This window comes from Brevibacillus sp. IT-7CA2 (assembly GCF_949767855.1).
Lineage (GTDB): Bacteria > Bacillota > Bacilli > Brevibacillales > Brevibacillaceae > Brevibacillus.
The window spans coordinates 1-13481 of sequence record NZ_CATKQT010000008.1 but is presented as its reverse complement, the minus strand read 5'-3'; the positions used below and the strand labels follow the sequence as shown (position 1 = coordinate 13481).

General features: G+C 49.0%; 13 protein-coding genes. 10 read left to right on the top strand and 3 right to left on the bottom strand.

The genetic code is table 11. From position 1 onward, the window contains the following. Window positions 1-11: 11 nt before the first annotated feature. The gene (locus tag ACM6JA_RS05140) at window positions 12-170 is read right to left on the bottom strand and encodes a hypothetical protein (protein ID WP_414851453.1); all 159 of its coding nucleotides are present in this window, start codon (window positions 168-170) and stop codon (window positions 12-14) included. Window positions 171-413: 243 nt separating this feature from the next. Here ACM6JA_RS05140 and ACM6JA_RS05135 point away from each other — a divergent pair, with 243 nt between their 5' ends. Next, window positions 414-2651: a hypothetical protein gene (locus tag ACM6JA_RS05135; protein ID WP_414851452.1), complete on the top strand. Its 2238-nt coding sequence runs from the start codon at window positions 414-416 to the stop codon at window positions 2649-2651. An 8-nt stretch (window positions 2652-2659) separates the two neighbouring features. Here ACM6JA_RS05135 and ACM6JA_RS05130 read toward each other — a convergent pair whose 3' ends face one another. After that, the gene (locus tag ACM6JA_RS05130; RefSeq protein ID WP_414851451.1) at window positions 2660-4594 is read right to left on the bottom strand and encodes an ABC-F family ATP-binding cassette domain-containing protein; all 1935 of its coding nucleotides are present in this window, start codon (window positions 4592-4594) and stop codon (window positions 2660-2662) included. A gap of 107 nt (window positions 4595-4701) precedes the next feature. Between ACM6JA_RS05130 and ACM6JA_RS05125 the strand changes: the two genes are divergently transcribed. The 6 genes from ACM6JA_RS05125 to ACM6JA_RS05100 all read left to right on the top strand — a co-directional run bounded on the left by ACM6JA_RS05125 (window position 4702) and on the right by ACM6JA_RS05100 (window position 8673). After that, window positions 4702-5280, top strand: a complete 579-nt coding sequence (locus ACM6JA_RS05125) for a 5-formyltetrahydrofolate cyclo-ligase (protein ID WP_414851450.1) — start codon at window positions 4702-4704, stop codon at window positions 5278-5280. Between the two features lie 131 nt (window positions 5281-5411). Beyond that, window positions 5412-5927, top strand: coding sequence for a molybdenum cofactor biosynthesis protein B (locus ACM6JA_RS05120; RefSeq protein WP_012684262.1), 516 nt, complete (start codon window positions 5412-5414; stop codon window positions 5925-5927). Next, the gene (locus ACM6JA_RS05115; protein ID WP_414851449.1) at window positions 5921-6922 is read left to right on the top strand and encodes a molybdopterin-binding protein; all 1002 of its coding nucleotides are present in this window, start codon (window positions 5921-5923) and stop codon (window positions 6920-6922) included. Before ACM6JA_RS05120 ends, ACM6JA_RS05115 begins: the two co-directional genes overlap by 7 nt. 62 nt (window positions 6923-6984) lie before the next feature. Beyond that, complete coding sequence (gene tatA, locus ACM6JA_RS05110; RefSeq protein WP_069852148.1) at window positions 6985-7350, top strand: twin-arginine translocase TatA/TatE family subunit; 366 nt, start codon at window positions 6985-6987, stop codon at window positions 7348-7350. A gap of 21 nt (window positions 7351-7371) precedes the next feature. Beyond that, window positions 7372-8148, top strand: coding sequence for a twin-arginine translocase subunit TatC (gene tatC, locus ACM6JA_RS05105; RefSeq protein ID WP_414851448.1), 777 nt, complete (start codon window positions 7372-7374; stop codon window positions 8146-8148). 105 nt (window positions 8149-8253) lie between these two features. Then, the gene (locus ACM6JA_RS05100; RefSeq protein WP_414851447.1) at window positions 8254-8673 is read left to right on the top strand and encodes a hypothetical protein; all 420 of its coding nucleotides are present in this window, start codon (window positions 8254-8256) and stop codon (window positions 8671-8673) included. Window positions 8674-8740: 67 nt separating this feature from the next. Here ACM6JA_RS05100 and ACM6JA_RS05095 read toward each other — a convergent pair whose 3' ends face one another. Continuing rightward, a complete protein-coding gene (locus tag ACM6JA_RS05095) occupies window positions 8741-10060 on the bottom strand; it encodes a CAP-associated domain-containing protein (protein WP_414851446.1) in 1320 nt (439 codons plus the stop codon). Window positions 10061-10325: 265 nt separating this feature from the next. Between ACM6JA_RS05095 and groES the strand changes: the two genes are divergently transcribed. The 3 genes from groES to ACM6JA_RS05080 all read left to right on the top strand — a co-directional run bounded on the left by groES (window position 10326) and on the right by ACM6JA_RS05080 (window position 13286). Then, window positions 10326-10610, top strand: a complete 285-nt coding sequence (gene groES / locus ACM6JA_RS05090; protein WP_007721023.1) for a co-chaperone GroES — start codon at window positions 10326-10328, stop codon at window positions 10608-10610. Window positions 10611-10665: 55 nt separating this feature from the next. Next, complete coding sequence (gene groL, locus ACM6JA_RS05085; protein WP_414851445.1) at window positions 10666-12297, top strand: chaperonin GroEL; 1632 nt, start codon at window positions 10666-10668, stop codon at window positions 12295-12297. 206 nt (window positions 12298-12503) lie between these two features. Next, on the top strand, window positions 12504-13286 hold the full coding sequence (locus ACM6JA_RS05080; RefSeq protein WP_414851444.1) for an HAD family hydrolase: 783 nt from the start codon (window positions 12504-12506) through the stop codon (window positions 13284-13286). Window positions 13287-13481 lie beyond the last annotated feature (195 nt).

Genomic DNA, 13481 nt, shown 5'->3' with positions numbered 1-13481 from the left:
ACTCCCACCATTTATCCCTCCGCTCGGTCGGGCTCCAGAGGCGCTTGGACTGGAAAGGCGCTTCTTCCCAGGCGGCTTTTCTCAACACTCTTCACTTCCTCAAAATAAGGAGCTGCTTCGTCTCCCGTCAGCATTTTTTTCAGCCAAGGAAGTAACTCTTTATCGTTCATGGGGGCCCCTGCAGAACGTATTACACGCCTATATTCGCTTACAAAGGCAAAAAGGTTCAGTTGTTTCCGGCCATCTACCTTGATTTATCCACATCATAGGATAACTTTCTGGATTGTTCACATATACTCCTGTGAATACTGGTGATAACACGAGAAAATGACCGGGAAAACCGCATGTACTCTGTGGATTGTTCTGTGGAAAATGTGGATAAAAAAGTCGAGTTATCAACAGGAGGGAGACTCGTGAGAAAGAAACTCGCGCTGATTTGCTTGTCGTTCCTGATATTGTTTCTAGCTACAAATATAGGAAAATCATTGGTAGCAAAGGAAAAACAACAGGTCATCATGCTGTTTGTGGAGGGGATGTCGTTTCATGATCTGGAGCAGCTCAAAAAGTTATCTACTGTGGATAAATGGTTGGATGCTGCAGTAGCTGGGGCTCTATCCATAAGAACACCCGGATCGCGCACAGCCGCAAACGGCTACCTGCTCATGGGGAGCGGTGGTCAAGCGCTTTACTCTGAAAAGAGCGGGACAGGCTATCATCCGTATGAAGCGCTATCGTCCAGGGAAACAGCCGGTGAACGGGCACAAGAGCTAGGCAGTGATCAGGCGCGGGAGGTGGCGCGCTCCTCGATCATTTTTCCGGGTATTTTCCGGCTCTTGGCAGATAATCAGGAGAAGCCGTATTCTGCGCAAATCGGGCTTCTTGGGACCGTGCTTGCTGCAAACAACATTCAGGTTGCTTTATACGGAAACGGTGACTATGAGGAAATCCGACAGAGACATGCCGTTCTGTTTGCGATGGATCAGCAAGGAAGGGTTCCGACAGGGGACATTTCTACAAAAAGCATGGGGCTCTTTCGTGGCTATCCGTACGGGATCAAGACAAACTACACCTACCTGCTTGAGAAAATCCACAGCGAGCGTCAAGCGGGCTTGATCATTGCTCAACTCTCAGATTTATCCCGGTTATACCAGTTGAGTGCGGATATGGACCCAGGTCAGTTTACCCGGCAGTATCAGCGCGTTTTGCGTGACTTTTCCCTTTTCCTTGACCAACTTCTCGAGAAACGTAAACCACACCAACGCATTGTATTGGCGTCACCAGCCGTCAATCATGTGGCGACAAAAGAAAAGGCTCTCTTAACTCCCGTGTTCATTTGGGGAGAGAAAGCGAGTGGAGTTTTGACATCCGCTACCACGAGGCAGTCGGGATTAGTCAGTGGACTCGATATGGTACCAACTATACTGTCTTGGCTGGACGTACCTGTACCCAAAGGGTTGGCTGGTCATGTCATACGTATCGAAAAAGGCAATGGTCTCACTGCCCTTCAGAATCAGGTAGGCGAGATTCATCATACATATGCGACACGGCCAGCAGTGCTCTATACCTACGTCATGCTGCAGATTGTTATTGTTGGGTGTGCGGTTGTTCTTTGGTGGTTTGGGCGGAGGAGAGAAGGGGCAGGTCTTTTGCGGCTTCGTAGAGGAATACGTCTCGCGCTACTGGCTTTATTATGGTTTCCCGCATTGCTTTTGGCAGAGAGCCTGCTCGACTGGCAGGTTTCTGGCGCGGTAGTCTTGGGGGGGCTCATCATGACTGCCCTGATCGCGGCTTTTTGGCAGGAAGCCCACGCTCTCCCGCGAATCGTGATGACGGTTAGCACAGTGACGACAGCCATTTTGCTGGTGGACGGATGGACGGGCGCTCATTTGATGAGGCAATCGTACCTCGGGTATGATCCAGTAATCGGAGCGAGGTTTTACGGGCTAGGAAATGAATACGAAGGGGTCCTGATCGGCAGCACGATCATGCTTGTGGCTTCGCTGTACGAGAGAATGCGTGGGGGACACAAGGATCTATATCGGGAAAATAAATGGTTGCCTGCTGTTTCCGCAACCATATACAGTGTCGTGCTTTATTATATGGTGGCACCGAACCTAGGAACGGACGCAGGCGGTTTTCTTGCGGGGATGATCGGATTTTCCGTGGCATTGTCACGGCTTGAGAGCTGGCGAATCGGCAAAAAAGGCCTCCTGCTGTTGGCAGGCGGCCTAGTAATGGGTGTATGCAGTTTGATGGCGATCAGTCTCATGTCAGATCAGCCCTTGACCCATGTCGGACGGCTTTCTCAGCAGATTGTACATGGTGAATGGTCCGAGGTAGGGCAGATGATTGAACGCAAGCTGGCGATGAATCTCCGTTTGATTCGCGTTTCCATTTGGAGCAAAGCATTTGTCGTCTCCCTAATTGCACTAAGCGTTCTCACCTTGAAAAACGACCGCTTTTTGCACCATCTGGCGAAGGACACGCCTTACTTGGTCAAAGGCTTTGCTGGTGTCATTGTCGGTGCACTGGCTGGGCTGATCCTCAATGACTCAGGCATCGTCACAGCAGCCACCTGCATTACCTTTCTAGTGGTTCCTGCTCTCTATGCCGCCTTGGAGGAGCCTGCGCAGGAGCGCTGTTCTACGTAAAGACGGGATTACTCTTCTGTTAGCGCGCTCCACTCGTCATACAACTGCTCCAGTTCTTCTTTGGCAGCATGGATTTGATCGTTGCGTTCTTTTGCCTGCACATGATCGCTATAAATTTCCGGGAGACAGAGCTCTTCTTCCCATTTGACAATGTCAGCCTCTCGTTTTTGGATCGTGACCTCAATCTCTTCCAAACGGCGCTGACGTTGACGCTCGCGACGTTTCGCTTCTTTATCTAGCTCATAAGAGGATTTCTCAGGCTGTGCCGCTACGGTACCGCCTTGTTTTTTTGCGGGCTGCGCTGCTTGTTCGGCTGCGAGCTCTTCCAGTTCCTGCTTTTTCTCCACGAAGTAATCATAGTTACCCAAATAGCTGGTCACGCCATCACCTGTCAGCTCTAGGACGCGGGTAGCAATCTTGTTTAAGAAGTAACGGTCATGGGACACAAACAGGATCGTACCCGGATAATCGTAAAGGGCATTCTCGAGCACTTCTTTACTGAAAATATCCAAGTGGTTCGTGGGCTCGTCGAAGATCAGGAAGTTTGCTTGCTTCAGCATGAGCTTTGCCAGAGAGACGCGTGCACGCTCTCCTCCAGAAAGGTCGCTGATCTTCTTTTGTACATCATCACCGCTAAACAAGAAGTTGCCGAGCAAGGTGCGGACGTCCTTTTCCAGCATGTTCGGGTACTCATCCCAAATTTCGCCTAGCACCGTATTCCGTTCGTTCAGGTTACGATGCTCCTGGTCGTAGTACCCGATCGTTACATTGCTTCCGAAATGAATATCGCCGCGCAGCTTAGGCAACTGTTCCACAATCGTTTTTAACAGTGTCGATTTCCCGATACCATTGGGACCGACTAAGGCCACACGCTCCTCGCGCTCGATTTCAAACGTAAGGCCCTGAGAAAGGACAGCATCCGGGTAGCCAATCGCGACGTTGTTTGCTTTCATCACAATGGTGCCGCTCATTTTCGCCACATCAAAAGAGAAGTGGACGGATTTGTTGTTCATGATTGGCTTGTCCAAGCGGTCGATCTTTTCCAACGTCTTGCGTCGGCTCTGCGCTCGTTTGGTCGTCGTAGCCCGAGCGATGTTTCGCGCGATGAAATCCTCCAGCTTGGCGATCTCTTCCTGCTGCTTTTCGAATCGCTTCAAATCCTGTTCGAGCCGAGCCGCCTTTTCATCGAGAAAGCGACTGTAGTTACCGACATAGCGGGTAGCGCGTGTCCGTTCGATTTCATAGACCACAGTCACGAGCTTGTCCAGGAAGTAACGGTCATGGGAAACGACGAGAATGGCGCCCTGGTAGTTTTGCAAATACGTCTCCAGCCAAGTCAGTGTCTCGATGTCCAGGTAGTTCGTCGGCTCATCAAGCAGAAGAATGGTGGGAGATTGGAGCAGCAGCTTGGCTAGTGCCAGACGAGTCTTTTGTCCGCCGCTCAATGTGCGGATCGGCGTCGTGTAATCGAAGTCCGCAAAGCGCAGGCCGTGCAGAACCCCACGAATCGCACCCTCGTAGCTGTAGCCGCCCTTTTCCTTAAAGGCTTCCGAGCGGTGAGAGTAGCTTTCCAACAGTTGCTGGTAACGCTTCTCATCAGCGAGAATAGCTGGATCACCCATTTTGGCCTCGAGCTCACGAAGCTCCAGCTCTTCTTTTTGCAGATGGGAAAAAACGCTCAACAGCTCATCCCAGATCGATCGTTCCGATTCAAGGCCACTGTTTTGTGCCAAATACCCGAGTGTAACATCCTTTGGAATGCGGATAATTCCTTTGTCGTAGCTTAGTTCGCCGGCGAGGATCTTCATCAGGGTCGATTTGCCTGCACCGTTTACGCCAACCAGACCAACCCGTTCCCCAGTTTGAATTTGCAGGGAGATGTCTTGTAGAATGGTTTCGATACCGTACGTTTTTTCTATATGTTCAGCTTGTAGCAAAATCATCGGATTCACCTCTTTATATACTAATGTCAGTGTAGCCTAGAGAGAGCGCATGGGACAAGCCTCGTGGGAATGTCCCATGCACGTTACGAAAGAGGGAAGAGGTTGTCATGGACCAAAAAACGAATAAAAAACAGCTGCGAAGCCATATTTTGGAGAGCCGCAAGTCCATATCTGCAAAGGAACGGGAGCAGCTTTCCAGAGAGGTATGCAATTATTTGCTGTCTCATGAAAGGCTGGCTGATGCCAAAGCAATCATGGCTTTCCATCCTTTTGGAGATGAACTGGATATTCTGCCCTTTCTACATGAGGCAAAAAAGCGAGGCCAAGACATATGGCTGCCGCTCACAAATGTTGCCGAGAGACGTCTTATTCCCTATCGGTATACGGGAACGCACATGCTAAAGCAAGGAGTCTACGGGATTTGGGAGCCGGACCCTGCCCTGGCAGAGGAAGCGGATGTATCACACTTGGATGCGATCCTTGTTCCCGGCGTTGCTTTTGACAGCAAGGGCGGACGTATGGGGTATGGCGGTGGTTATTATGACCGCTTTCTGGCAACGCTGAAAAAGCTCCCGTTCTTGGTTGGAGTGGGCTTCTCTATTCAGGTTGTGGAGCATGTGCCCCTAGAGTCTCATGATGTTTTGCTAGATGCAGTTGTCACCGAAAAAGGTCTTCTGCATTTTTGAATGTTTTGTGTCAGTAGCTTTTTCATCCCTTCTACTGTCGCGAATGGTGCTATCCGCCAAGGAAAAACGACGAGACGTTTTTGACAGAAAAGTGTACAATACTATCGAATGAGAAACCGGAGGAATGTATCGTGAGCAAATGGAAGGTAGGCGTTATTTCTGCAAGTGATTCAATTGCCAGAGGAGATCGTGTGGACGATCGTATGCCAATCGTTCGTCATCTGACAAGGGAATGGCTTCAAGTAGATGTCGCTGTATACCGTGCCGTTAGTGATGATATGGAAGATTTGCAAGAACATATGATTGAGCTCGTAGACCGCGAAAAATGCGATCTGTTGATTGTTACGGGGGGCACGGGGCTTAGCCCGCGTGACGTTACGCCAGAAGTGACAGCGTGGGTCATTGACAGACCAGTCCCAGGCTTGGCCGAAGAAATGCGCCGGGCTGGTTTGAAGCAATCCCGACGGGCGATGCTGACCCGTGCAGTTGCGGGAACGAGGGGTAATTCGTTGATTATCAACCTCCCTGGTAACCCGAAAGGCGTAGAAATCTGTTTCAATGCGATTGGCGATATGCTGTCCGACGCTTTGCACATTTTGCAAGGAACGGGAGAAGCAAACGAAGATTGGGGAGGATTGCATTGGTAGAAAAACCTCAAATGCGGGAAGTGCCAGTGCGTGAAGCGATCGGAATGATGCTTCCTCACGATATGACGCAAATTTTGCCTGGAGAATTCAAAGGACGCTTGTTCAAAAAAGGGCATGTTGTCACCGAGGCGGATATTGAGCCGCTGTTGTCCATTGGCAAAGAGCATATTTACGTGCTGGAGATGCCAGAAGGCTACATCCATGAGGAAGAAGCGGGCGTTCGTATCGCGAAGGCTGTATCCGGACCAGGCTTGACCTTGACGCCTCCTTATGAGGGCAAGGTGTCGATGAAGGCCGCTAGAACAGGTTTGGCCAAAATCAACGAGGATGCTGTCCATGCGTTGAACAAACTCGAAGGAATTGCGTTCTCCACGATTTACGGCGATCAGGTCGTGCATCCGGGACATACATTGGCGGCTACGAGAATCATCCCGTTAATTATGGAAGAGTCTCGAATCATCGAGCTGGAGCAACTGGCCAAACAGTTTGACGAACCGATTGTACAAGTAAAAACGTTTCAGGATAAAAGAGTGGGACTTGTAACAACAGGGGGAGAAGTTTTCTCTGGCAGGATTGCAGACAAGTTCGGTCCTGTGATTCGAAACAAGGTAGAAGCTCTCGGCTCTACTCTAGTAGACCAGCGTTTTGCGCCAGATGACAAGGAAGCGATCGAACAACAGATTCATTCGTTCCTCGATGAAGGAGTCGATCTGATCTTGGTCACGGGTGGCATGTCTGTCGATCCAGATGACCGCACGCCGGGAGCGATTGCAGGAGTAGGAGCGGAAGTAGTGCGCTACGGTACGCCGATGCTGCCGGGCTCCATGCTAATGGTTGCTTACAAAGGCGATGTGCCGATTCTCGGTTTGCCGGGAGCGGTCATGCATGAAACGTTTACTTCCTTTGATGTATTTTTGCCGCGTATTTTGGTTGGGGAGCGAATAGTCGCTTCCGATATGACAAGACTCGGATATGGTGGTTTACGAAAGTGCTAGCTGGTTAGACTGGCAAATAACGAAAAGCAAACGACTTCACAAGAAAAAAGGAGTGAACAAGTATGAGCTCAATCGGGATTCCTGGATTAATCTTAATTTTAGTTTTAGCCTTGGTGCTTTTCGGTCCGAAAAAGCTTCCAGAATTGGGGCGTGCGGTAGGTCATACTTTAAAAGAATTCAAAAATGCTACGCGTAGTCTGACAAGCGACGATGAAGACGACGATGAGGAGAAAAAGCGCAAGGAGCTAGCCTCCAAAGAAGCGTCTGCCAAAACAACGCCGGTTGTCGCTGAGAAGGAAGCAGCGGAGCGGGAGCGAATTGAACGCGAAGTTCGTGAAAAAATGGAACGCGAGCGCTTGGAAAAAGAAATCCGCGAAAAGCTGGAGCTAGAGCGCCTGCAAATGGAAAAAGAGCAGAAGAACGCGTAACAGGTAAGGTTGGTGGTTACCATGAAGGATCAGGAAATGACAGTGGTAGAACACCTGACGGAACTGCGCAAGCGCATCATATGGGTGCTGGCCGTGTTTATTGTCGCACTGGTCGTCGGGTTTTTCCTCGCCGGTCCACTCGTGGATTATTTAAAGCAAGAACCGATTGCGGATGGCGTGCCCATTGTCTCGTTGCATCCGTCAGACGCACTTCGTGTTTACATGCAGGTTGCCTTCATAGTGGGCGCTGTCATCACACTGCCTGTAGCACTTTATCACGTTTGGCGTTTTGTTTCGCCAGGGATGGAAGTACAGGAAAAGCGCGGGACGCTTTATTTCATCCCGGCGGCTTGTTTTCTGTTTATCGTTGGTATCCTGTTTGGCTACTACGTCGTTTTTCCGATGGTCATGCAGTTTATGACCAGTATTACAGCGTCGATGGGTGCAGACCCGAACTACGGAATCGCGCAATACTTTGGTTTCATGTTTAATATGGTCATTCCGTTCGGGATACTGTTCCAGCTGCCGATTATCGTCATGTTCCTGACGAGACTGCGCATCCTCAATCCAATGAGGCTGGCAAAGGCACGACGCTACGCTTACTTTGCACTAGCTGTAGTCGGGATTACCTTAACACCTCCTGAGATTGTCAGTGATATTCTCGTGATCATCCCTTTGCTGCTGCTGTACGAGCTGAGCATTTGGTTATCCCGTGTTGTGTATCGCAAGCAATTGAAAGAACAAGAAGCGTGGGAACAAGAATACGGCGGTCTGGAAACAAACGAACCCGTTCAATAATAAGCGTTGAAAAAAGTCTTCTGTCCCGAGTGGCAGAGGACTTTTTTTGTATTTCAGCAGAAATTGGGAAATACTACGGAAGTTATGATCCGGGAGGTGCTGAATATGTGGCTGATCGTATGCTTGGCGTTGCTCTTTTCTGGGAGTACTGCTAATGCCGCCGGGCTGGGGGAGCCTATCGAACTGTTTGATACGGACAAAAAGCGCGTTGTGGCTAGCTTTGAAAATACATCTGGCTTTCAGGAGGAGGCCCAGCAGATTTTGCAGAGTGTGAGCGGGCGGGTCTTGGAGTTTAATCCATCGTTGGATTCCGCCATGATCGTGAAAATTCCGCTTGTTCCCCCAAAGCCAATAAAGCTAAAATCCGCTAATCTCGATGCGATGATTGCAGAGATGTTTGTCATCATGCCCAAAAAAGGGGAGCGTCGTCCGTGGCTAATTCTGCACACGAAAGAATATGAGACGGTCGTTGTGGAGTTTACTGAAAAAGTTGACCACCTGAGGGAACAGGTGAAATTGCCGTAAAGTGGCGCTTCTTCTTGCAAAAACAAGCCCGGTCGTCCATAAAAAGCGACGAAACCGGGCTTTTCGATTATTTCATGGGAGTGAGGAAGGTTTGGGTGAAGTAGTCTGTATATACGCCCACTCCTAACTGGGTGAAGCCTTTTTCGAGTACGTTTTTGCGATGACCAGGACTGTTCATCCAGCCTTCATGGGCTTCGATGGCATCTGTGTAGCCTGCTGCAATATTCTCTCCGGCCATGCTGTAAGCGAGAGAGGCACTTTTCATGCGGTCAAATGGATTACTGCCGGTAGTCGCAGAGATGTGATCAAAGAAATTGTTGCCCTCCATGTCTATGCTGTGTTTTCGTGCCACATCGGCAGCTTTTTCGTTCCATTGAAGGGGCGGAAGCTTGTATCGGTAGCGGGAAACATTGACCAGATCGAGGATTTGCCGCTCAGATGCAGCATTGACCTGCTCTCGTTCACCGACACGAAGCGGCGGGGGATCAAAATTGGGTGCCTGACCTTGATAGGTCCATTTCGTTTCGTAAAAACTGCCGCGCAATAGCATTTGCGTATCCATCATACGTACGGCGGTGACTTTGTTGCCATTCTGCTTGTCCAAGTAATAAATGAAGGGTGTGCCATCTTTCATGACAAGAGGGCGTTGCTGCTTTTGATTGGTAATCTGGATTTGTGCCCCCTGAAAAGAGAAGGAAACAATGTTTTGTACATTCAACTGACGCTCGAGTGATTGCTGGCTGGTGCCAACTCCGATGTTTCCGAGCTTTGCTGTCGGAGCAAGAGAGTACACATCGACGACTTTGTCATTTGCGATGCCGACTTGAATGTATCGGGCAGGCTCACGATTGTACACCCACCATTGATAGCCGAGACTGCTTGGCTCTTTGCGGGCAGGCTCACCTAACAGTTTGTGTACATCCTCAGAAGAAATGCCGAGAGCTATATCAAAAATCGTGTTAGGCTTCTCCTCTCGGATGGGTACTGCAGGTGGATTGGTTGTTGCAGGCTTTTGGGGAAGCGGCAGGGAGGCAGGGACTGCATCGGGTGTAGTCTGTTTTTCAGGCTGTCCGATTGAGAATACAGGAGGTTGACCGACCCAAGCAGTTTGGGAAGTTTCATCCCAACCGATAGGCTTATTCAAGTGGCGACTGATCATGGACAGAGGTACATATAGCGTTCCTTTGTATTCTAAGGAAGCTGGTATTTCCTTGCCATCCTCCGTGTAGTACCCGGACTTTTCGCTTGCGACGATTTCACGGCCATCCCAATAGATGGAGGCTGGGTTAAGATTGACCCGTATAAAGGAAGTAGTATCTGAAGTGAAGAGACGGCTGATTCCCAAGACTCCCAGGGCTATTAAGCCAATCCAGAGCCATTTGTGCATGGAACAATTCCCTCCTTGGCGAGCTTGCCTGATTCTATGTTTCATTTATATGAGCGTGTCCGAATACTAGAACCTTTTTGCTAGAGGATGCAATTTGATAGGGGGAAGAGTAGTCAAGCAGTTGCAAATGGAAAAAAGTGAGGGAAACTACTTGCAAAGTACATAGTGATTCATTATTATAGGAATTGGGTGTTAGCACTCATAACAGTCGAGTGCTAACAACAGAAATATTGTTTACCTACATTTTTTGAGGAGGGTGTTTTTAGTGCTTAAGCCATTGGGTGACCGTGTGGTAATCGAAGCTATCTCCAAAGACGAAACGACTGCAAGCGGTATCGTTTTGCCTGATTCTGCAAAGGAAAAACCGCAAGAAGGCCGCGTAATCGCAGTAGGTTCTGGCCGTGTTGCTGACAACGGCGAGCGCATCGCTTTGGAAGTAAAAGAAGGCGATAAAGTAATCTTCTCCAAATACGCTGGTACTGAAGTAAAGGTAGACAACAAAGAATACCTCGTGCTGCGCGAATCCGATATCCTCGCGATCATCGGTTAAGGCTCTTAACATAGGAAGTCGAACGAATAAACACATAACAGGAGGTTGAGTTTAGATGGCTAAACAAGTCAAATTCTCTGAAGACGCTCGCCGCTCCATGCTCCGCGGTGTTGAAACTTTGGCAAATGCGGTTAAGGTAACCCTCGGTCCAAAAGGCCGCAACGTGGTTCTTGAGAAAAAATTCGGTTCTCCGTTGATCACTAACGACGGTGTTACCATCGCGAAAGAAATCGAACTGGAAGACGCTTACGAAAACATGGGTGCGCAACTGGTTAAAGAAGTTGCTACCAAAACCAACGACATCGCTGGTGACGGTACAACAACTGCAACTGTACTTGCTGCAGCTATGATCCGTGAAGGTCTGAAAAACGTAACTGCTGGCGCTAACCCAATGGTTATCCGTCGTGGTATGGAAAAAGCAGTTCGTGCAGCTGTAGAAGAAATCAAATCCATCGCGAAGCCGGTTGAGAACAAATCCTCTATCGCGCAAGTAGCTGCTATTTCCGCTGACGATCCAGAAGTAGGTAACCTGATCGCTGAAGCAATGGAAAAAGTGGGCAAAGATGGCGTAATCACTGTTGAAGAATCCAAAGGATTCGTAACAGAGCTGGAAGTAGTAGAAGGTATGCAATTTGACCGTGGCTACGCTTCCCCTTACATGATCACTGACACTGACAAGATGGAAGCGGTTCTGAACAACCCTTACATCCTGATTACTGACAAAAAAATCTCCAACATCCAGGAAGTTCTGCCTGTACTCGAGCAAGTCGTACAAAGCGGCAAACCACTCCTGATCATCGCTGAAGATGTTGAAGGCGAAGCGCTCGCTACTCTCGTAGTGAACAAACTGCGTGGTACCTTCACAGCTGTAGCGGTTAAAGCTCCTGGCTTCGGCGACCGCCGCAAAGCTATGCTGCAAGACATCGCTGCTCTGACTGGCGGGGAAGTAATCACGGAAGAGTTGGGTCTGGACCTGAAATCCGCTAAGCTGGAGCAACTGGGCCGCGCTGGCAAAATCGTGGTTACAAAAGAAAACACAACTGTTGTTGAAGGTGCTGGCGACAAGGCTTCCATCGAGGGCCGCGTAAGCCAAATCCGTCAACAAATCGAAGATACTACTTCCGATTTCGATCGCGAAAAACTGCAAGAGCGTCTGGCTAAATTGGCTGGCGGTGTAGCAGTAATCAAAGTCGGTGCAGCTACTGAAACCGAACTGAAAGAGAAAAAACTCCGCATCGAGGACGCTCTGAACTCTACTCGCGCAGCAGTAGAAGAAGGTATCGTACCTGGTGGTGGTACTACTTTGATCAACGCAATCAAAGCGGTTGAAGCGATCAATGTAGGTGGCGAAGAGGCTGTAGGTGTACAAATCGTACTCCGTTCCCTGGAAGAGCCAGTTCGTCAAATCGCTGCGAACGCAGGACTCGAAGGTTCTGTAATCGTAGAGCGTCTGAAAAAAGAAGCAGTGGGCATCGGCTTCAACGCTGCAACTGAAGAGTATGTAAACATGCTCGAAGCTGGTATCGTTGACGCGGCGAAAGTTACTCGCTCCGCACTGTCCAACGCTGCATCTGTAGCGGCTATGTTCCTGACTACAGAAGCAGTAATTGCTGACAAACCAGAAGAAAACAAAGCTCCTATGGGCATGCCAGATATGGGTGGCATGGGCGGTATGGGCATGATGTAAGAAAGCGGCTCGCCGTTTTCTTCAAAGAGAGGCAGACAAATCGTCTGTCTCTTTTTTGTGCGTGGCTTAATGCTGCCAATGAAACTGACGATCGTGGGGATAGTTCATCTGATCGGAGTGTGAAGGGCGAAGAATTTAGCACCATTCTGTTAGGCGTGCTTACACTATCTGGGGAGTATCGAAGGACTTACGTCGGGGGCGATAAAATGAGCAAACGCTGGATTAGCTTTGATCTGGATGGAACCTTGATGCAAAACCCATTTGGAGCGTGGGTATTTCCAGAGATTGCGCGTGTAATCTCCGGTCAGTTAGGAAGAGAGCATGATATTGTTTCAGAAATGGTAACCGAGCATGAGCGGCGTATGTCCCAAGAACGCTACGTAGAAGCGTATGATTGGGATGATATCCTTGTTAGTAGATGCGATGCATTGTGTATAGAAAAAAAGATCGATATTGAATTGCTGGTTCGGAAACACTCTGTAATGCCCAAGGTTGATTTGCTCGAGGATGGAATTCCCCAGATGCTCGAGGAGATAAAGAAGCGAGGCTTTTCGTTGGCAGTAGTCACAAATGGCTTTTACAAGTTTCAGGCACCAGTAATGGAGGCATTAGGCGTGCTGGAATACTTTGATGAGATCATTACGCCAGAACGAGCAGGTACTGGCAAGCCGGACCCAGCTATTATGCAAAAACTGCAGGGACAAGTAATCGCTCATGTAGGAGATCGCTTGGATCATGACATTCAACTTGCTAACCGCAGTCATGTAACCTCTATATTAATAGAACGAAAATTGCCAGAGGAATTGTTGAGGCTCCAACCGCAGATGCGCGCAAATGATCACGGAATGCGTTTGTTTTGCTTGGAGAAGTGGAGGAGGGAGTGCAAGAATCCTTTATTGTCAGAGCTTCCGGAGCTTTTCATGCCGCGAATTGTTATTCGTTCTATGGGAGAATTGCTGTCTGCTCTGGATGAACAGGGGATGGGATAAAATTCTTGGTAATAATGCTTGCGTTTTTGCTTCCCGCTTGGTATGATAACTCTTGTCGCTTTTGAAGGGAATTTTAGAGAGAATGAAAAAAACTTCGAACTTCTAAAAATAACCCTTGATTTTCAAAAGAAGATCTGATATAGTTTAAAAGGTCGGCGCTACAAGCGCTAACGACGAAAGAAAAGTACGATATGC